Raw genomic sequence first — 19,122 nt, 5'->3', positions numbered from 1 at the left:
TTTTTACTTTAGAAATGAAAATCCAGCGTAAGTGGTCATTTGGAATATTATGCTTTTAAATGTTATTTGTGCGGTTTAATAATCTAACTGTGAAAGGCTTGTAAACGGAATTCAGCGAACAGCTGTGCGTCCTAATTGTGAGATTTAGATACACGTGTTCACTCAAATTGAGTGGGCAATAAATCGCAGATATGAAAAAAGGCTGGAAATCCAGCCTTTTATATAAAGTATTTTTCTACTAACTAACAGCGAAGCGTTTAGAAGCTACGGCTGTATTGTAAGCCGAATAGAATTGCATCAGCATGAGTTGTTGCTGTTACACCGGTAGAAAGAACAGGAGATAATTGAGTATTCTCATTAACTTTTACATCTTCACCTAACAAGTACGTGAAGCCAAAATCGATGTTTGAGCTATTATCAATATGGTAAGAGAAACCTGTGGAGAACCACTGGCGATCAGAGTCTGGTACCGAGATAGACGTTACTTTATCTTGAGCGCTTGTGTCGTACATGTAACCAGCACGAAGTGTCCAGTTGTTGTTTAGGTAGTAAGTACCACCAATTGCGTAGTGCCAGCCATCTTGCCATTGATAGTCTTTCGAGTAACCACCTTTAAGTAAACCCTGATTTAGGTTCTCAAAATCAATTTGGTCGAAATCTTTCCAACCGATGTATTGGATGCTGTAGTGTACAGCAAACTTAGTGTCTTGGATTTTGTGGAAACCGGAAAACTCGGCCATATCTGGTAGAGGTAGCGTGATTTCCTGACCTTTGTCGTCTTTCGCCGTAAATTCAGGGCTGTAACGATACGCTAGACCAAAACGGTTGTTTTCATCTAGTTCGTACACAGTACCAACGTTGAAACCAACAGCCCAACCATCAGCTTTATCTACGTCCAGAATTTTTTGACCGCCAACCCCTGGGACTGAAGAGCTAGTTGTACGCTTCATTGTGCCTTGGCCGTAGATTAAATCTAAACCTGCACCAAAGCTCCATTGTTCGTTTAAACGGTAAGAACCCGCAAATCCAAAGTTGAAGCTTTTTACATCCGTAAGACCACCGTACTCGGTTGCGGTGTAGTTATCTGAAAATTCAGTTTTAGTGCCGAAATTAGAGTATGCGTTTACGCCCCATGCAAACTTGTCATTTACTGGAACGATTAGGTGAATGTTTGGAGCTATTGACGTATCACCCACATCATCAGTGTCAGCAACATTTACAGTACTGGAGCCCAAAGGAGTATTAACGTTATATTTCGCATCTTTCACTTCAATCATTGAAGTAATGCTTTCGAAACCTAGCGACAGTTCCATTTTATCAAACAGAGCCATTGCTGCTGGGTTACGAGCCATTACTGCTGCATTATCTGCGATTACCGCGTCACCAGCAAATGCACGGCCGATGCCAGTTGCTGATTGAGCGTTGATTTGGAAACCCGCTGCCATCGATTGACCTGAGGTAAAAGCTACCGTTACTGCTAGGAGAGTCTTTTTAAACAGACGCGTGTTCTGAGTCATTTGTTTTTCCTTATTAGATTCGTCTCTTTGGACGATAAATTGAGCTTTTGCTCAGTGGCGCAGATAGTAGTATCAATAGTTGCTTGGACAAATCCGACCATTGGATAAAATTGAATAAAAATTGCAGAAATGATGTCTAAAAGACGGGAAATTGCACTTAAAATGCATAATTTAGAGTTTAAGCTCTAAATGCGATATGGGTGGTGAATGTTTTGTGTTCTATTTATACAAAAATGCCGCTAAATAAGATCATTTAGCGGCATTTAACCTTTTGAAGGCTGGAAATCGTCGAAGTTGTTACATCGGCTTAATCATTGATGCAAGAGTCGTAGCGATCGCATCAATATTTTCACCTTCTTCCCCGACTAAAATCAGGCTTGAACTCCCGACAGGCTGAACGATTCCGGTCATGCCATCCTTATTAAAGTCGGTACTTTGTTCGCTTGGAATACCAGTAATAAATAACGTTACTTTACCTTTTGGACCTTGGAACACCATATGCACCGCATTGGATTCGCCAAAACCGCAGTGGTTTAGGTAGTAAACGTGATATGGAAAATTTTCACTAAACTGGTAATGAAATGGCGACATTTTCGCATTAATTTGCGAGCTCGGTACATCCTCATCAAGATGACGAACAAACGGTTCTTCATGAATAACGTGTTTCATCGCGGTATCCGCTAAACTGGCTTGTGCTGGAGACACCAAAACATTTCCCCAGTTTACTTGACCTACTAATAACCCTGCGGTGAACGCAATAGAAGCGGCAAGTGCCATTGCTTTGCGGACAAAGTTTGGTCTTACGACCTTCTCTTCATCAAGTGCACTCGACGTCTGGCTAAATAAAATCTTATCTGCGAGATCTTCGGGTACATCCACATTCATGGCTTGTTTAATTTTTACATCGAGATCCAAAACGTCATCAACAAACTTATTGTTGGCGTCGCTACCAGCTAAAGCTTGCAGAATCTCTTCATCCTTTTGTTTTGGATCCGACAAAATACGACGACGAAATTCTAAATCATCCATTCTTTTGTCCTCTCTTAGTATCTTGAGAATCCAACATCTCTTTAAGTTGATTACGAGCGCGAAATAGTCGAGTCATCACTGTGTTTTTATTTAAATCAAGAATGTCGCCAATTTCTTCTCCACTGAAACCACCGACAACTTGGAGAAATAAAGGCTCACGGTATTCAACATCGAGCTTCATGATCTGTGCCTGCAGCCATTCTTGCTGATGATGTGAGTCATCGCTGACTTTAGCATCATTGCCGTAATCATCGATATCAACTAAATCAAATTGTTTACGTTCGAAGCGGCGCGCATTTTCTCGTCTCAATATTGTGATGAGCCAAGACTTGGCAGCTTTTTCGTCCTGGAGGCTATCGAGTGACTTCCAAGCTCTAAGACAGGTTTCCTGAACTAGATCTTCCGCGACCGCTTTATCTTTGCACAACCAATATGCGTAGCGGTACAAGTCACGATGATACCCTCGGACGAGCGCTTCGTATTTTCTTTGCTTGTCCATATCAGAGTTGACCGGACTGTTGGAATTTTTCTTTCCAAACATTTTTAATATGGCCACAGGAGCCTCCATCCTCGCTCTGTGAGTTTCTTATTTGTTCTGAGCATGACTTTACTTGCTTCATCGCCTAGCGGTTTTGGTTGCAGGATTTGTCATGCAACCCCTTTGACACAATAAGCCATGTGGTTACCTAAAAGTGTATACGCAAATGTCAGATATCATCGAACACGAATTGATATATATTGTTAACAATATCATCATTAGTAATCAATGGCTTGGATAAGTTCACTCGATGGAGCATTAAAAGGGACTTCTGATGGTGGATTCTTGAATTGTTTTGAATCAATAATCGCTCTAGGTGAGCTTAAAACTCGTAAAATCACTATAAAATTGATCTATTTCAAAATATCAAGCAGTGAAGGGGTTATAGTACACCTTGTCATCTCGTTAGTCATTGCGACTAACATGTTGAGCAAGATGACACTTCCTTTTGAAGGCTGACTTTACTTTCTCCTAATCAGGAAACTGATTACTTTTCAATTGGCGTAAGTTAATTGTTTTATAGATATTCCGACCACACAGTTATGTGTGGTTTTTTTTTGCTTCGATTTTACTTTCCGTATACCTCTTACCGTTTTAACTCTCTATAGTTAACCATTAGTAATCGCATAAGAATCAAAGAAGTAGAGTAATTGAACTACTTGCTTCACGTTTATTTAAACGCACGTTTGATAAATTTAACAAATTCATTACAATGCATCAGGTCAGACCTCTTGTATTTAAGGAGAAACAATGGGCAAGCAGGAAGTAAAAACACGCAATGGTGAGCGTGTCGCTATTGTCGCGGGGCTTCGAACTCCCTTTGCTCGTCAAAGCACGGAATTTAGCCAAGTGCCAGCGGTCGATTTAGGGAAAATGGTAGTAAGCGAAATGCTTGCTCGAACAGATATTGATCCGAAGCTAATCGAACAAGTGGTATTTGGACAAGTAGTACAAATGCCTGAAGCGCCAAACATCGCACGAGAAATCGTGTTAGGCACCGGTATGAACATCCATACTGATGCTTACAGTGTGACTCGAGCGTGTGCAACGAGTTTTCAAGCGGCGGTTAATGTCGCAGAAAGCATCATGGCGGGAACCATCGATATTGGTATTGCTGGCGGTGCAGACTCTTCTTCCGTCCTGCCTATTGGCGTATCAAAGAAATTGGCCGCTAATCTGCTTGCTCTTAGTAAGACAAAAACAATGGGTCAGAAGCTTAGTATCCTCAAAAACTTGAGCTTTAAAGACCTGATGCCAGTGCCACCAGCAGTAGCAGAGTACTCTACGGGTTTATCCATGGGACAAACTGCAGAGCAAATGGCTAAAACACATGGTATTTCTCGCGCAGAACAGGATGCGCTTGCACATCGTTCTCATACGCTGGCTTCTCAAGCTTGGAAAGAAGGAAAAATCCAAGATGAAGTGATGACGGCTTTCCCTGAACCATACAAAAAGTGGATTTCGGAAGACAACAATATCCGTCATGACTCAACGGTTGAGGGATACGCGAAATTGCGACCTGCGTTTGATCGTCAGTATGGCAGTGTTACGGCTGCGAACAGTACGCCATTGACTGATGGTGGTGCGGCAGTGATGTTGATGCGAGAAGGTAAAGCGAAAGAGCTCGGAATGGAGATCCTTGGTTACATCCGAGGTTATGCATTCTCTGCTATCGGTGTGGAAAAGGACATGCTGATGGGGCCGACTTATGCCACAGCGAAAGTGCTTGAAAATACAGGCTTGGAACTGTCAGACCTGACGTTGATCGACATGCACGAAGCCTTTGCTGCTCAAGCATTGGCGAATGTGAAGATGTTTGCTTCCGATAAGTTTGCTCAAGAAAACCTTGGTCGCTCAAAAGCGATTGGTGAAATTGACATGGATAAGTTCAACGTGCTTGGCGGATCAATTGCTTATGGTCACCCATTTGCTGCGACTGGTGCGCGTATGATGACGCAAACCCTACGAGAGCTAAAACGCCGTGGCGGTGGTATTGCATTGAATACCGCATGTGCTGCTGGTGGTCTTGGTGCGGCAATGATTCTGGAGGTTGAGTAATGAGCGAGCAAAAAGCATTTAGTCTAAAGGTTGATGAGCAAAATATTGCTTGGTTAGCCATCGATGTTCCTAATGAAAAAATGAATACGCTGCAGGCGGCTTTTGCTGACGAAATGAAAGAAATTTTTGCTCAGCTAAAAGACTCCAGTGGTATTAAAGGGATGATCATCCACTCCCTAAAACCGGACAATTTTGTTGCGGGCGCAGATGTTAGAATGCTAGAAGCATACACCACAGCAAGTGAAGCGGAAGCCTTAGCAAGGCAGGGTCAGGAGTTGTTCCAGCAGCTATCGGACTTACCGTATCCTGTCGTTGCGGCTATTCATGGCCCATGTTTGGGCGGTGGTTTAGAACTGGCTCTTGCATGTGATTATCGTGTTTGTACGGATTCTGACAAAACGCGTTTAGGTCTGCCAGAAGTACAACTTGGTTTATTGCCAGGTTCTGGTGGTACTCAGCGTCTGCCACGTTTGATTGGCCTGTTACCATCGTTGGACTTGATCCTGACGGGTAAACAACTTCGTGCGAAGAAAGCTAAAAAACTGGGCGTTGTGGACGCCTGTGTGCCTGACACCATTTTGCTCGACGTAGCAAAACAGTTTATCGACAAAGGTAAAAACAAGGGTACGAAAAAGCTATCGACGAAAGAAAAGGTGATGTCTGGTAGCGGGCTAGGGCGCAAGTTTGTATTTGAGCAAGCTGCGAAGAAAACGAATCAAAAAACCCGTGGTAACTATCCAGCAACGGTTGCAATTCTAGAAGTTATTCAACATGGCTTAGAGAAAGGCTTCGCTAAAGGCCAAGAACTTGAAGCGAAGCGCTTCGGTGAGCTTGTAATGAGCTCAGAGTCAAAAGCGCTCCGTTCGATCTTCTTTGCCACAACAGAAATGAAGAAAGAGAATGGCACGGATGCGAAACCAGCACCAGTTCATAAAGTTGGTGTGCTTGGTGGTGGTCTGATGGGCGCCGGAATCAGCCATGTGTCTGTTGCAAAAGCAAAAGTACCTGTTCGCATCAAAGACGTTAGCAACGATGGCGTTTTAAATGCGCTCAACTACAACTACAAGTTATTTGAGAAACAGCGCAAACGTCGCATTCTATCCAAGGCCGATCTGCAAGCGAAAATGCTGCAACTGTCTGGTGGTGTCGATTTTACCAGTTTTAATCATATTGATGTCGTAATTGAAGCCGTTTTTGAAGACTTAGATCTTAAGCAAAAAATGGTGGCGGACATTGAAGCAAACGCTAAGACAGAAACTATCTTTGCGACCAATACTTCTTCGTTGCCTATCCACAAAATTGCAGAAAAAGCGGAGCGTCCAGAAAACGTAGTGGGTTTGCATTACTTCAGCCCGGTAGAAAAAATGCCGTTGGTGGAAGTGATTCCGCATGAAACGACGTCAGATGAAACCATTTCAACAGTCGTTGCACTTGCTAAAAAGCAAGGTAAAACCCCGATCGTAGTGAAAGACAAAGCGGGCTTTTACGTGAACCGCATTCTTGCGCCATACATGAACGAAGCGGCGCATATTCTGCTGGCTAACGAACCGATCGAAAAGATTGATACGGCGTTGCTTGATTTTGGTTTCCCTGTTGGCCCGATTACCTTGTTGGATGAAGTTGGTGTCGACATTGGCGCGAAAATTATGCCGATTCTGGTTAACGAGTTAGGTGACCGATTCAAAGGGCCGGATGTGTTTGATATCTTGTTAAATGATGGACGTAAAGGACGCAAGAGTGGTAAGGGGTTTTACACTTACAAGGGCAAGAAGAAAGATGTCGACAAATCGGTTTACAAACTGCTTAAGCTCGACCCTGAATCTAAGCTAAGCGATAACGATATTGCGTTGCGCTGTGTGCTGCCAATGTTGAATGAAGCGGTACGTTGTTTGGATGATGGCATCATTCGCTCGCCACGTGACGGTGATATTGGCGCGATATTTGGTATTGGTTTCCCACCGTTCTTGGGTGGTCCGTTCCGTTACATGGACCAATTTGGCATTAAAGAGCTCGTAGAGAAAATGAATGAGTTTGCATCGAAGTATGGCGATCGTTACGCGCCATGTGATGGTTTGCTTACTCGAGCTGGTGAAGGGACAACGTTCTATTAAACGTTGCTTCGGTAGAGAAAAAGGCTTGCCAGTGGCAAGCCTTTTTCATAAAGAAGAAATGGTTACTTCTTCTTGTCTTTCTTATCTTTATTGTGGCCTTTACCTGGGTTGTCGTCCCCGTGAACGCTGCTGTTACCTTTTTTGTCTTTATCATTCCACTGCTTTGAAGAGCAATCATCTGATTTGATGGATACATTGTCTCCGCTAAGGCGCACACAGTCGTCACTTAATTCGAAGCCATCGCCTTTGACTGAGATTTCAGCGTGAGCAGATGCCAATGGCAGTATAAGAGCCACAAGTAAAAGTGCTTTTTTCATGACTACCTCATTAAGTTATTTTTAGTGCGGGGAATTAGAGCATAAGCCGTAATGGCGTAATTTCAATTTTCTGCTAATTATGGTGCCGATTCAATCTATGAGACCGACAATCTCACTGGGCTCTAGGTACATACTTAGTATTCGACAATTTTATTTCTGCGCAACTAGATCACCCCAAGCCGCAATCTTTTGGCCGAAGTTGGAACTCTTCAATTGATCCAATTTCTTGTCCTAGATGGATGCGCGGAGCCTCCGAATGCGCTTGACCTTGAGAGTGCATGATCAAACGATTTGCAGTACGAGGTTTCAATTCGTTCACAACGAAGCGAATCATGTCTGCGCGCGTCAGCTTCTTCAACTCCGCCAGTACCTTGTCACGTTGGTTAAACTCAGTGTCCTTATTTCCTATCGCAACCCAAAGACGTTGAGCCCGTCCTCGAAGTGTGGTGTCCGGCGTTGCTATTTGGTTCCACAAGCCGCGCTTACTGCTGTGCCATTGGTAATCGTTTAACTCTAACAGCACCATATAAAAGGCATTTAAAAACTCATCGATTGAGGTAACCAGCTCGGCCGGTGCTGCATTAGGTGACTGCACATACAGTACAATACCAGGGTGACGATTTAGCGGCATATTGCCAGTGCCTACCATGTAACCTAATTGCTGCTTGGTACGGATTTCATGGAAAAACGTTGCCGACATAAGGTGATTGGCCAATGAGTATAGCGCGATACTACGAGGCTCAATATCCTCGCACTGGTGGTAAATAACGACCGCGGAATCTTGCTGGTTACAATGCACCTCACGTTGAAAACTGCCATTTTTACCTAGCATAATGAGCGGACGAAGTGCCTCTTCATAACGTTGCTCGTTAACTCTTAGAGCATCCTTCAAGGTCGTAGCCATGTCATGGGCTTGCTGGCGTTGCCAGTCTCCGTAAACAAACATTTCAACGTGCAGTTCTGCAAGAATGGATTCTACGAATACCGAGAGTTCATCGACTTCGATTTCTTCTAGCGCTTCGACTAAGGTTGCGAAAGGCGGGTTATTGGGTTGAAGTAACCCAGTAAGTGCGTTAAACAGCTGCGAAATAGGGCGATCTTGTGAAGCATTTCTCCAGTTTCGTAACAGTTGTTGTTTGATGGTTTCAAAGCGAGCAGGGCTGAAATCTCGAGAAGCAAAACGGTGCAGAATCATTTCCAGCAACTGAGGCAGCTTTTGACTGAACCCAGAGAGGGTTAAGGTCACGCCACCTTGGTGAGCGTACATGTTGTAACCCATCCCTGCGATTTCTGCTTGATAGGTTTCTTTTGCTAGCGAATCGAGGAACATCTCTACACATAAGCGCGTTTTGACGATGTTCTTTGGTGATGCAACGGCATGAGAGCTGTCGATAGCGACATAAACGACACCTTTAGGCACGCGAAATTCGTCATCTTGCAAATGCCACAGCCGAAACCCTTCGAGATCCTCAATCAACTCTGGCAGCGAGTCACCATTTTCGAGTGGCATGGGGTCGAGGTCGTAGCAAATATAAGGGTTCTTTTCCGGTAAGACGAATTGCCAGCTTGGGTCGATTTGTTGATAGAAACGACGTTGGTCTTCACTAAAAGGTGTGACGGAGTACGGGGTAAAGTACCATTCGGCAGTACGGTTGTATTCCAGGCCTTTAGCAATCAAAGTGACGCGTACATTATCGATGGTTAAGTATCGCAGCAATGAACGCTGTAACTCCTCATCGTAGCCCGTCATTTTGTAGTCACCATAAACCGTGTCTTCCGGTTGATAGTGCTGCATGTTGATCACCAGATGGCTGACGAGATCCATTGGGCGCGATGGCTCTTGGAAGCGAAAAGCCGATTCTAATACCGCTTGTTTTTCGAGATAGCGCCATTCATCTAACCCGTCTTGTTTGATCATCGAGAGGTATTGAAAAACTGCTTGAACGATATCATCAACATGATCTAAGCCGTTTGGCGTCAGGGTGCAGCTTACGGTAAAGTCTCGGTAGTTACTGCCACTCGCGCCGCCGCCCGCTGAGAGAGAAGTAATCCAGCCTTTTTCTTTGAGTTGAAGCATCAAACTGCCTTCTCCTTCATAACCCAACAGGTGAGCAAAGTAGGAGAGTGGCTTCACGCTATAATGCGCATCCATTCCCGGCATGGGGAATGTGAGAATCAGTTTACGGAACTCTTTGAGCGGCTCGACTTGAACCAAAATGCCCGTGCTTTCCTCAGTGCCTATCGGTACATCAATCGATTTTCCACGAAGGTGGTGATTTGGGATGTCGGCAAACATGGTTTCTACCCAAGCTTGCTGTTCATCGAGCGACTGTGGCCCAAATAGAGTCAGTGTCATCAAATCGGCGGAATACTGAGAGTGGTGAAACTCCACAATTTCGTCGCGGATGGATTTACCATCTCGGTCGCCAAGAGTATCTAAGTTTCCGACAGAGAATTTTGAAAACGGGTGCTCTGGATTGATGACTTCTTTGTTAACTTGATACAGGCGACGAGAATCATCATTAAGTTTGAGCTTGTATTCGGAGTCGACAGCCTGTCGCTCTTTGTCTAATGCTTCTTCGTTAAACAAAGGTGCGGTAAAGAATTGGCTAAACCGATCTAAGGCACTTTCAAAGGCATTTGGAGCAATATTGAAAAAGAAACAAGTGTGCTCTGTACCAGTCCAAGCGTTGTTTGTTCCACCGTGTTGGCTAATATAGCTTTGAAACTCGCCCACTTTAGGGTATTTTTCCGTACCCAAAAAAAGCATGTGTTCTAAATAGTGTGCCAGACCTTGGCGATCGTTTGGGTCGTCGAAGTGTCCAACGTTCACTGCCAGAGCAGCTGCCGACTGTTGAGCTGTATCGGAATGAATCAGCAGTACACGCAGTTCATTGCTCAAGGTAATGTAGCGGTATTGATTTGAATCGTTAGGACTTAGATGCACGATGCGTCTCCAGATTTCGCATTACAGTAATTTAGGCTCCCCTCGCGGGGGGCGCAAAGTTTGCGTTTCGACAAATACTGCTTGCCGTATTTTTGTTATTCGTAGACTTCTGCACAGGCCCATCGCGTTTGCGTATGGGGAAGAACTGTTTGAGTGAATGCTCTGAACTCATTGCACAGTTAAATAGTGTGATGAACTGAGTACATTCTTTTAATAGATTGTTAAGAAAGTCGCTATCTTTAACAAGCGAATTGGTATAATGAACAGATAATTATATCAGTATTTTTGTTTCGTCATTGTTAAAGTTAGCCCCGTCTATCTAATAAAGATAGCAGTCAACCTTTTGGTAGCGTTAGCTATCCCTAGGAAATAACATGAAAATATTCATCATGCGTCACGGTGAAGCCGAGCATTTTGCAGATTCAGACGCAGCACGACAATTGACCCCAAGAGGCAGAGTCGAATCAGAAGCGGTTGCTAGAGCCTGTAAAGAACAGGGTTTTGCGCAATTCGATAAAGTGTTGGTGAGTCCGTACATTAGAGCTCAACAAACTTGGCAAGAGATCAGTGCGTATTTCTCTGCAAAAAGCATTGAAACTTGTGAAGATATTACACCTTATGGCCAGTCCGAGCATGTCTTCGATTTCGCAAGTGCGTTAATCGAAGTCGAACAATTGGACTCGCTTTTGTTCGTATCGCATTTGCCTTTGGTCGGTTATCTGACTTCAGAGTTTGTAAAAGACATGACACCTCCGATGTTTCCTACATCAGGCCTAGTGTGTATTGAATATGATTTACAAACACAAAATGGTGAAGTGCTATGGCATATTACGCCATAAGTGTCTAAACCAAAATAAGCGTTTGCAAATTAGAGACCGAATAAGAAAGGCAGGAGATCCCTGCCTTTTCGTTTCGTCGTGTCTACAGCAAGCTTGTTACTTTTCAGGAATTGAAAGCAACACTAACAACGCACCATCACCACCAAATTCTAGTGGCGCTTGGTGAAAAGCCATAACGTCAGGATGCTGTGCTAACCAAAGTGGGGCTTTCTGTTTCAGGATGTGTTTCCCAATACCATGTTGCACACACGCACAATGAATCTCGTTTTTGATGCAATAGGCTATCATCGCACCAAGCTCGCGTTTTGCTTCTTGCTGTGTCATGCCGTGCATATCGAGGAACACGTCCGGTACATACACGCCACGACGTAGACGTTTGACTTCATAAGTGGAGACGTCGTCACGTACATAACGAGTTGGACCTTCATCGTTTAATAGAGGGACAAACTCGTCTGAAAAGTAAAATTCAGAGTCACTCGCTTCACGGTTGGAGCGCTTGATTTCTTTTTGCTTAGTATTTTTTTTTGGTTGCTGGATTATGGTATCCTGTCGCAACTTTTTTACGCCCTGTACTGCTTCCTGAAACAAGGCGAAATCGTCATCGTTCTCGGTGTCTTTTTTGCTCATTAGGTAAACAATTTCATTAATAAACTTTATTGGCAGTATTGTAGCGCTTTTCGGAGGCAATTTTGGATAAGATTTTTGTAGAAGAAGCGGTATCGGAGCTGCATACCCTTCAAGATATGATTCGTTGGACGGTAAGCCGCTTTAATGCAGCGAACCTGTTTTACGGTCATGGTACTGATAATGCGTGGGATGAAGCAGTTCAGCTTATCCTGCCAACCTTATACTTGCCGATTGATGTGCCTCCGCACGTATTGAACTCTCGCCTAACGACAAGCGAGCGTCTGCGTATTGTTGGGCGCGTAGTAAAACGCATCAACGAGCGTACGCCAACAGCATACCTAACCAACAAAGCATGGTTCTGCGGTCTTGAGTTCTTCGTTGATGAGCGTGTACTTGTACCACGCTCTCCAATCGGTGAGTTGATTCAAGCGGAATTCCAACCTTGGTTGGTGGAAGAGCCTACGCGCATCATGGACCTATGTACGGGTTCTGGTTGTATCGCGATTGCTTGTGCGCACGCTTTCCCTGAAGCAGAAGTGGATGCGATCGACATCTCTACAGATGCTCTACAAGTGGCTGAGCAAAACGTACAAGATCATGGCATGGAGCAGCAAGTGTTCCCAATTCGCTCTGATTTGTTCCGTGATCTTCCAAAAGAGAAATACAATCTAATCGTGTCCAACCCACCATATGTGGATGAAGAAGACATGAACAGCCTGCCAGATGAGTTCACGCATGAGCCTGAGCTTGGGCTAGCTGCGGGTACGGATGGTCTAAAACTAGTGCGTCGTATTCTTGCTAACGCGCCAGATTATCTAACAGATAACGGCATTCTTATTTGCGAAGTCGGCAACTCAATGATTCATATGATGGAACAGTATCCAGAGATTCCATTTACTTGGATTGAGTTCGAGAACGGCGGTCATGGCGTATTTATGCTAACGCGTGACCAGCTGGTTGAGTGTGCAGAAGAGTTTAAACTGTACAAAGACTAATAGAGTCTTGCACTAAACATCAAAACACCGAGCTTTATGCTCGGTGTTTTTTTTATGCATACCTCGCCGATATTAACTCTTTACATCAAAACGTAATAAAGCCACTATGAATCCACGAAGAATTGGAAAGCAGCTATGCTCTGTTTTGAGAGAGCGTGGCGATAAAAACTTGAGGAAGTAATGGCAGGAAACAGTATCGGACAACATTTCCGAGTGACGACATTCGGGGAAAGTCACGGTATCGCACTGGGATGTATCGTAGACGGATGTCCTCCGGGGTTGGAAATTACAGAAGCAGATCTACAAATCGATCTCGACCGCCGTCGTCCAGGCACATCACGTTACACCACACAACGTCGTGAACCGGATGAAGTTAAAATTCTTTCTGGCGTTTTTGAAGGCAAAACCACGGGCACATCGATCGGTTTGCTAATTGAAAACACCGATCAGCGCTCAAAAGACTACTCTGACATCAAAGATAAGTTCAGACCGGGTCATGCTGATTACACTTACCACCAAAAATACGGCATCCGCGACTATCGCGGTGGCGGCCGTTCTTCAGCTCGTGAAACCGCAATGCGTGTGGCGGCTGGTGCAATCGCGAAGAAATACTTAAAAGATGAGTTTGGTGTTGAGATTCGTGCTTACTTGTCACAAATGGGTGATGTATCTATCGACAAGGTAGATTGGAGCGAAATCGAGAACAATGCATTCTTCTGCCCTGATGCTGACAAAGTAGAAGCATTTGACCAACTTATCCGTGACCTGAAAAAAGAAGGCGACTCTATTGGCGCAAAAATCCAGGTTGTGGCAACTAACGTGCCTGTTGGTCTCGGGGAACCCGTATTTGACCGTCTGGATGCAGACATCGCGCACGCACTAATGAGCATCAACGCGGTGAAAGGCGTAGAAATCGGAGACGGTTTCGAGGTGGTAAACCAAAAAGGCAGTCAGCACCGTGATACGCTTGCTCCTGAAGGTTTTGGTAGTAATCATGCGGGTGGCATTCTTGGTGGTATCTCGACTGGTCAAGACATTGTCGCAAACATTGCGCTTAAGCCAACATCAAGTATCACTGTGCCGGGTGAGACCATCACAAAAGAAGGTGAACCAACTCAGTTGATCACCAAAGGTCGTCATGACCCATGTGTGGGTATTCGTGCTGTGCCTATCGCAGAAGCGATGCTGGCTATTGTGGTGATGGATCATTTACTACGCCACCGTGGTCAAAACCATGGCGTAACAACTGAAACACCGAAGATTTAAGAGCTTTGTGTCATTCCAGCGAGCTATAGCGAGACTAGGAATCTAATTTCAGCACGATGAAAAGAGAAAGAAACATCTCTGACAACAGAGTGCTCGGATAATAGATCCTGAATCATGCTCCTTCGTCGCTGTTCAGGATGACTGAATATAAAATTATGCCACTCACTGAATCGCGGGTGGCACAATTTTATCAGGCAACCTTTTTTGTTTAAGTAGTTTTTGCTTAATGAATCGAGCCTTCGGTTTCCAAATGGAAAGAAGGCAGACGCCACTTAAAGCGTACCGCAGCCATACGCAACATGTAACCAGTAACCAGTGTAATAATAGTGGCAGTGACATCGGGAACATTGAATTCTAATAGCGCTAAGTACATTCCTGATGCGATAAGCGCGACAGAAGCGTAAAGCTCTTCATGCAGTACCAATGGTGTTTGGCGACAGATTAAGTCGCGAAGTAGCCCACCGAATACACCAGTTACTAACGCTGAAACCATACAAATACCAGGGTGCAAGCCCATGCCCATCGCAATTTTTGTTCCGATGATACTAAACACGATTAAACCTAATGCATCGAGGCGAATGAACAGACCTTTCAGCTTAATCACCCATTTCGCTAAACCTGTTGTTAGCACACCTGCAACACACGTAATTGCAAGGAACTCTGGGTTTTTTACCCAACCAAGAGGGTAGTGGCCTAATAGAATGTCACGTACGGTGCCACCACCAATGGCCGTTGCGCTGGCCACCAACATAACACCAAACCAGTCCATCTTTCTTCTACCAGCACTTAACGCACCTGTCATGGCTTCAGCCGTGATACCAATGATATACAACACACTTAGCAACATAGGGAAACACTCAACGTAAAAAGTCACTACGTTCTACGAGAATCAGCGTAGGCGAAGTAACAACACTTACAAACGGTTCTATCTCTCTTAAAAAGTGATTAAAACCAGCAACATGCTTGTAATCAAACGGCTTAAAAATAGCGGTTTGAACGGCATCAAAATAAGGCGAGAGTGTAGTGGTAAATAAGTACGCTGACGAATGAGAAATTGTATGGAGAAAGCGATGTTCAGATAAATTCAACTAATAACCAAAAATGTGGGGTTGCCTTTACCTCATAGCTAAAAACAGCGACAATATGCAGCGCATGTCAAACTGAAGTACAAACTCGACGATGACCCACGAATACCAAGACTTAATCACCATTTTTAATGACACCTTTTTAGAACAATTTAATACGAAATTAGAGTTAGGTGGTGATGAGCCTATTTATCTTCCTGCTGATGATGAACACCCTCATCATCGGATTATTTTTGCTCGGGGTTTTTACGCCTCTGCTTTACACGAGATCTCGCATTGGTGTGTGGCTGGTCCAGAGCGTCGTTTGCTGGAAGATTTTGGTTATTGGTATGAACCTGATGGGCGAACAGCAGAAGTTCAAGCGGAGTTTGAGAAAGTTGAAGTGCGACCTCAAGCTTATGAATGGATTCTGGCACAAAGCGCTGGCTTCCCTTTTACGGTGAGTTGTGACAATCTACACGGCGATTTTGAACCAGATAGGCTCGGCTTTATGAAAAAAGTGCATAAAGAAGTGCTAGGTATTTTGGACGTTGGCTTGCCTTTGCGAGTGAAAATGCTTTCTGATGCCCTGCGCGCATTTTATCAAACTAAGCCACTGGAAGCGTCGGACTTTTGCGTTAAATAACCACTAATAACCTCAGAGATACACCATGATTATTGAATTTGAAGAAAAACTACTGGAACTGATTGATGCTCGAATTGAAACAGCATCTGACGATGAATTGTTTGCTGGTGGTTATTTACGTGGTCACATCTCTTTATCCGCGGCGTCTTGTGAAGAAGAAGGGATTAGCGATATTGCTGAGCTGAAGTCACGCATTGAGAGCAGCTTAGAAGATTCGCGTACCGAGTTAAGCCCGGCCGATCGCGTGATTGTCAGTGACTTGTGGCAAGAGCTCCAGGCTCAGGCTTAATCCCTAAGCAGCGTTCTCCCTTTATTTAATCCTAGTCATTTACTACTTCGAAAAATTCGAACCTCTCAATAAAATTTTTGTGGTTGTAGCGAAACTGTTCAACTTTTATTCTGATCAGCATAAAACGTGAACAAAGGATTACAACCATGAAAATTGTCGCATTTGGTGCATCTACCAGCTCTACCTCAATCAACAAACTACTTGCTACATACGCAGCAAATCAAGTCGAAGGCGCTCAAGTGAATGTTCTAGACTTAAACGATTATCAAGCGCCAATGTTTAGCGAGGACAAAGAGAAAGAAATAGGTCAAGCTGAAGGGGCTGTCGCGTTTTTACGTGACTTGGCGGAGGCTGACGCTCTCGTTGTTTCCTTCGCAGAGCATAACGGTTCGTACCCAGCGGCCTATAAAAACTTGTTCGATTGGGCGACGCGCATTGAGCGTAATGTATTTCAAAACAAACCTGTCGTTTATTTAGCAACTTCCCCAGGTCCCGGTGGTGCACAAAGTGTTCTTGCGGCGGCGACAGGTTCTGCTCAATTTTTTGGCGCGGATGTAAAGGCATCGTTATCTGTGCCGAGCTTCTACGAAAATTTTGACGTGGAATCGGGTAAGGTTGTAAACCCAGAAGTGGCAGAGCAAGTGAAACAGGCAGTTGCACTGCTGAAGTAATCTCAGTACGAGCAACTTAGTGAGTTAGCGATTCCCGACACGTATCTGTGTCGGGAATTAAAACGAGAGAATACTCTTACAGCTCGGTAATGGCTTTGCCTTTTCTTAGTTTACGAACCCACATTCGACTTGGGTGAAGTTCGGTCAATACATCAACCGGTAATGGCAGCGGGTCCCCACAGATCTGGGAGGCCAACACTTCAGCTAATAATGGTGCAGAGCTCAGTCCACGAGATCCTAAACCTAAGAAGCAGAATAGGTTAGGGTACTGATGAATGGTTTCTACCTCTTCTGCTTTTTGATTTTGTAAGTTGGCGTATTGCGTTTTGATCGTCTCAAAGTCACCCACATTCCCGACAAATGGTAAGTGATCTCGGCTAACACAACGAATACCTTGGCGAGATTGATTATCAGTGATATCTACCTCTTTTGCCCATGTTTGATTCGGTACACATTTCACTAGCTTTTCCGCATTATCTTTTTGGGCGTTTTCATCAAATTCGTAGTCAAGGTGACTGCGGTCGTAGCTTGCACCGATACACAAGTGTTGATTACTTGGGTTAACAGGTGTCATGTAACCGTCGTAACACAACACCGTTTTCAGCTGACTCAGCGTTTCTGTTGCTGGCGCATGACTGACTTGTCCTTTCACTTGTCCCATTGGTAGGGAAGCGGTTTGACTCAATGTCTGGAACTCATGGCCGTTCGCAATTACAACCGTTGAGTGCTCAAATGTTTGACCACTCGCCGTTAGTAGCCAGAACTGACGCTTTTCATCCCAATCTAATGCCTCAACATGGTGTTCAAACTTCGTTGAGAGTAACGACGTCTTCTCCAATTGTTTAATTAACCCGCGAGTTAACTCGGCAGGGCACAGCCACCCTCCCATTGGGTAGTGCACAGACGCCATATCAATAGGTAACCCGATAGTGTTCGCAGTCTCCTCGGCGGACAGCTTGTGAATGAGCTCTGGAGTGAAGTTACCCGCAAGCATTTTCTCCAGTTTGTCTGTGGATTTGTCATCCCACATCAACTGAGTTACGCCACACCAGTCATGATCAAAATCGATCTCTTGTGCTGCTTGTTCAACAAACTGACGTGCGAACAAAAATGCAGGAGCAAACACTCGTGAAACACCCGTGTGCGGGCCATTAAGCAGTGGATAAACGGCTCCTTGTCGATTGCCTGAAGCTCCTTTGGCTGGTTGTTTGTCTTTACAGTAAAGGGTGACGTTTTGGCCACGACGAACTAACGTTTTCGCTAACGCCGCGCTAGCTATACCACCACCAATGATGGCAATCGAATCAAGATTGCTAGATGCTGAGCGATTGAACCAAGGGAGATGGTTCGACTGCTTTTCACGTTGCTCCATAGAGCCGGCGATCATTTCTCGCTTAGTGCCGAAACCTTTCACCTTTTTCATTGTAAAGCCAGCTTCGTTCAAACCACGACGTACAAAGCCTGCTGCGGTAAACGTGGCAACTGTACAATCTTGCTTGGCTAGCTTTGCCATGTTGTTGAACAGGCCTTGGTTCCACATTTCTGGGTTTTTGCTTGGCGCGAATCCATCTAAGAACCAAGCATCAATCAAACCTTGTTCGTTGTATGGAACTTGCGGCATGCAGTCTTTAATGTCACCAAACCAAAGGTCGAGTGTGATTGCGCCGTCTTCTAAAACAATGCGATGACACTCCGGCACAGCGGCAGGGTAGTGCTTTTGTAACTTTTCCGCGTACTCAGCTAGCTCAGGCCAAGCTTCATGCGCCTTCTTTAAATCGGCTTTGCTTAATGGGTATTTTTCAAAGCTAATAAAATGCAGCTCTTTCAATGTTGCGTCCGGATGCTGACGACGAAACTCACTAAACCACTGGCATACTGCTAAGAAGTTTAATCCCGTGCCAAATCCTGTTTCACCAATGACAAAACGTCTTTGGTCAAATTCCTGCCATCTTTCTGGGAGATGATTTTGGTTTAAGAAAACGTAGCGTGTCTCTTCAAGACCGTTTACGTTAGAGAAGTAAACATCATCAAATTGGTCTGAAACCGGAGTACCAGCTTCGTTCCAACCAAGTTCTGCGTTTTTTATTGAAGTCATAATGGTGCAAATTTGTGATTTGGCGCGGTAAGAATGGGGCGATTGTACGAATTTATGGGAAAGCTGACCACTTTTGTTGACTATCTTAGTTATCATCTAGCGGATTTTTGAAT

Annotated in this window: 16 protein-coding genes; 8 read left to right on the top strand and 8 right to left on the bottom strand. The window is 44.5% G+C overall.

The features are described from left to right. Positions 1-257: 257 nt before the first annotated feature. The 3 genes from R7044_RS16275 to R7044_RS16265 form a co-directional block, all read right to left on the bottom strand. Positions 258-1,517 carry an outer membrane protein transport protein gene (locus tag R7044_RS16275; RefSeq protein WP_225455685.1) on the bottom strand — a complete coding sequence of 420 codons (1,260 nt, stop codon included), beginning with the start codon at positions 1,515-1,517 and terminating at the stop codon, positions 258-260. A 297-nt stretch (positions 1,518-1,814) separates the two neighbouring features. Next, entirely contained in the window at positions 1,815-2,546 is a 732-nt protein-coding gene (locus R7044_RS16270) for a DUF3379 domain-containing protein (RefSeq protein ID WP_005380527.1), read from the bottom strand. Next, positions 2,539-3,114 (bottom strand): sigma-70 family RNA polymerase sigma factor, encoded by a 576-nt coding sequence (locus tag R7044_RS16265; RefSeq protein ID WP_005380528.1) that lies wholly within the window; start codon positions 3,112-3,114, stop codon positions 2,539-2,541. The genes R7044_RS16270 and R7044_RS16265 overlap by 8 nt, the downstream gene beginning before the upstream one ends. Positions 3,115-3,834: 720 nt before the next feature. Here R7044_RS16265 and fadI point away from each other — a divergent pair. Beyond that, positions 3,835-5,142, top strand: a complete 1,308-nt coding sequence (gene fadI / locus R7044_RS16260) for an acetyl-CoA C-acyltransferase FadI (RefSeq protein ID WP_005384447.1) — start codon at positions 3,835-3,837, stop codon at positions 5,140-5,142. Then, positions 5,142-7,253 carry a fatty acid oxidation complex subunit alpha FadJ gene (gene fadJ / locus R7044_RS16255; protein WP_225455684.1) on the top strand — a complete coding sequence of 704 codons (2,112 nt, stop codon included), beginning with the start codon at positions 5,142-5,144 and terminating at the stop codon, positions 7,251-7,253. Before fadI ends, fadJ begins: the two co-directional genes overlap by 1 nt. A 62-nt stretch (positions 7,254-7,315) precedes the next feature. Here the strand turns inward: fadJ and R7044_RS16250 are convergent, their stop codons facing one another. Both R7044_RS16250 and R7044_RS16245 read right to left on the bottom strand, forming a co-directional pair. Continuing rightward, positions 7,316-7,570: a hypothetical protein gene (locus R7044_RS16250; RefSeq protein ID WP_005384444.1), complete on the bottom strand. Its 255-nt coding sequence runs from the start codon at positions 7,568-7,570 to the stop codon at positions 7,316-7,318. A 169-nt stretch (positions 7,571-7,739) separates the two neighbouring features. After that, complete coding sequence (locus tag R7044_RS16245; protein WP_053349554.1) at positions 7,740-10,517, bottom strand: insulinase family protein; 2,778 nt, start codon at positions 10,515-10,517, stop codon at positions 7,740-7,742. A 374-nt stretch (positions 10,518-10,891) separates the two neighbouring features. Between R7044_RS16245 and sixA the strand changes: the two genes are divergently transcribed. After that, a complete protein-coding gene (gene sixA, locus R7044_RS16240) occupies positions 10,892-11,356 on the top strand; it encodes a phosphohistidine phosphatase SixA (RefSeq protein ID WP_005380537.1) in 465 nt (154 codons plus the stop codon). A 96-nt stretch (positions 11,357-11,452) separates the two neighbouring features. Here the strand turns inward: sixA and smrB are convergent, their stop codons facing one another. After that, positions 11,453-11,983, bottom strand: a complete 531-nt coding sequence (gene smrB / locus R7044_RS16235; protein WP_225455683.1) for an endonuclease SmrB — start codon at positions 11,981-11,983, stop codon at positions 11,453-11,455. A 62-nt stretch (positions 11,984-12,045) separates the two neighbouring features. Between smrB and prmB the strand changes: the two genes are divergently transcribed. Beyond that, positions 12,046-12,978, top strand: coding sequence for a 50S ribosomal protein L3 N(5)-glutamine methyltransferase (prmB, locus tag R7044_RS16230; protein WP_225455682.1), 933 nt, complete (start codon positions 12,046-12,048; stop codon positions 12,976-12,978). A 180-nt stretch (positions 12,979-13,158) separates the two neighbouring features. After that, positions 13,159-14,244, top strand: a complete 1,086-nt coding sequence (aroC, locus tag R7044_RS16225) for a chorismate synthase (protein ID WP_033907375.1) — start codon at positions 13,159-13,161, stop codon at positions 14,242-14,244. 223 nt (positions 14,245-14,467) lie between these two features. On the opposite strand, the gene R7044_RS16220 is transcribed toward aroC, so the two are convergent. Next, complete coding sequence (locus R7044_RS16220; protein ID WP_005380544.1) at positions 14,468-15,091, bottom strand: trimeric intracellular cation channel family protein; 624 nt, start codon at positions 15,089-15,091, stop codon at positions 14,468-14,470. Positions 15,092-15,423: 332 nt separating this feature from the next. Here R7044_RS16220 and R7044_RS16215 point away from each other — a divergent pair, with 332 nt between their 5' ends. The 3 genes from R7044_RS16215 (at position 15,424) to R7044_RS16205 (ending at position 16,914) form a co-directional block, all read left to right on the top strand. Next, a complete protein-coding gene (locus tag R7044_RS16215; RefSeq protein ID WP_005380546.1) occupies positions 15,424-15,954 on the top strand; it encodes an elongation factor P hydroxylase in 531 nt (176 codons plus the stop codon). 25 nt (positions 15,955-15,979) lie between these two features. After that, a complete protein-coding gene (locus R7044_RS16210) occupies positions 15,980-16,243 on the top strand; it encodes a YfcL family protein (RefSeq protein WP_033907374.1) in 264 nt (87 codons plus the stop codon). Positions 16,244-16,389: 146 nt separating this feature from the next. Then, positions 16,390-16,914, top strand: coding sequence for an NADPH-dependent FMN reductase (locus R7044_RS16205; RefSeq protein WP_005380552.1), 525 nt, complete (start codon positions 16,390-16,392; stop codon positions 16,912-16,914). A 76-nt stretch (positions 16,915-16,990) separates the two neighbouring features. On the opposite strand, the gene mnmC is transcribed toward R7044_RS16205, so the two are convergent. Then, a complete protein-coding gene (gene mnmC / locus R7044_RS16200) occupies positions 16,991-19,009 on the bottom strand; it encodes a bifunctional tRNA (5-methylaminomethyl-2-thiouridine)(34)-methyltransferase MnmD/FAD-dependent 5-carboxymethylaminomethyl-2-thiouridine(34) oxidoreductase MnmC (protein ID WP_033907372.1) in 2,019 nt (672 codons plus the stop codon). Between the last annotated feature and the right edge of the window lie 113 nt (positions 19,010-19,122).

It is taken from the genome of Vibrio sp. 1402 (assembly GCF_033340275.1).
This window is presented reverse-complemented; position numbering and strand designations above follow the sequence as displayed.

What these genes read in the sequence shown, in the direction of transcription:
- R7044_RS16275 (WP_225455685.1), bottom strand. Translation starts at nt 1,517, where the DNA reads ATGACTCAGAACACGCGTCTGTTTAAAAAGACTCTCCTAGCAGTAACG.
- R7044_RS16270 (WP_005380527.1), bottom strand. Translation starts at nt 2,546, where the DNA reads ATGGATGATTTAGAATTTCGTCGTCGTATTTTGTCGGATCCAAAACAA.
- R7044_RS16265 (WP_005380528.1), bottom strand. Translation starts at nt 3,114, where the DNA reads ATGGAGGCTCCTGTGGCCATATTAAAAATGTTTGGAAAGAAAAATTCC.
- fadI (WP_005384447.1), top strand. Translation starts at nt 3,835, where the DNA reads ATGGGCAAGCAGGAAGTAAAAACACGCAATGGTGAGCGTGTCGCTATT.
- fadJ (WP_225455684.1), top strand. Translation starts at nt 5,142, where the DNA reads ATGAGCGAGCAAAAAGCATTTAGTCTAAAGGTTGATGAGCAAAATATT.
- R7044_RS16250 (WP_005384444.1), bottom strand. Translation starts at nt 7,570, where the DNA reads ATGAAAAAAGCACTTTTACTTGTGGCTCTTATACTGCCATTGGCATCT.
- sixA (WP_005380537.1), top strand. Translation starts at nt 10,892, where the DNA reads ATGAAAATATTCATCATGCGTCACGGTGAAGCCGAGCATTTTGCAGAT.
- smrB (WP_225455683.1), bottom strand. Translation starts at nt 11,983, where the DNA reads ATGAGCAAAAAAGACACCGAGAACGATGACGATTTCGCCTTGTTTCAG.
- aroC (WP_033907375.1), top strand. Translation starts at nt 13,159, where the DNA reads ATGGCAGGAAACAGTATCGGACAACATTTCCGAGTGACGACATTCGGG.
- R7044_RS16220 (WP_005380544.1), bottom strand. Translation starts at nt 15,091, where the DNA reads ATGTTGCTAAGTGTGTTGTATATCATTGGTATCACGGCTGAAGCCATG.
- R7044_RS16215 (WP_005380546.1), top strand. Translation starts at nt 15,424, where the DNA reads ATGACCCACGAATACCAAGACTTAATCACCATTTTTAATGACACCTTT.
- R7044_RS16210 (WP_033907374.1), top strand. Translation starts at nt 15,980, where the DNA reads ATGATTATTGAATTTGAAGAAAAACTACTGGAACTGATTGATGCTCGA.
- R7044_RS16205 (WP_005380552.1), top strand. Translation starts at nt 16,390, where the DNA reads ATGAAAATTGTCGCATTTGGTGCATCTACCAGCTCTACCTCAATCAAC.
- mnmC (WP_033907372.1), bottom strand. Translation starts at nt 19,009, where the DNA reads ATGACTTCAATAAAAAACGCAGAACTTGGTTGGAACGAAGCTGGTACT.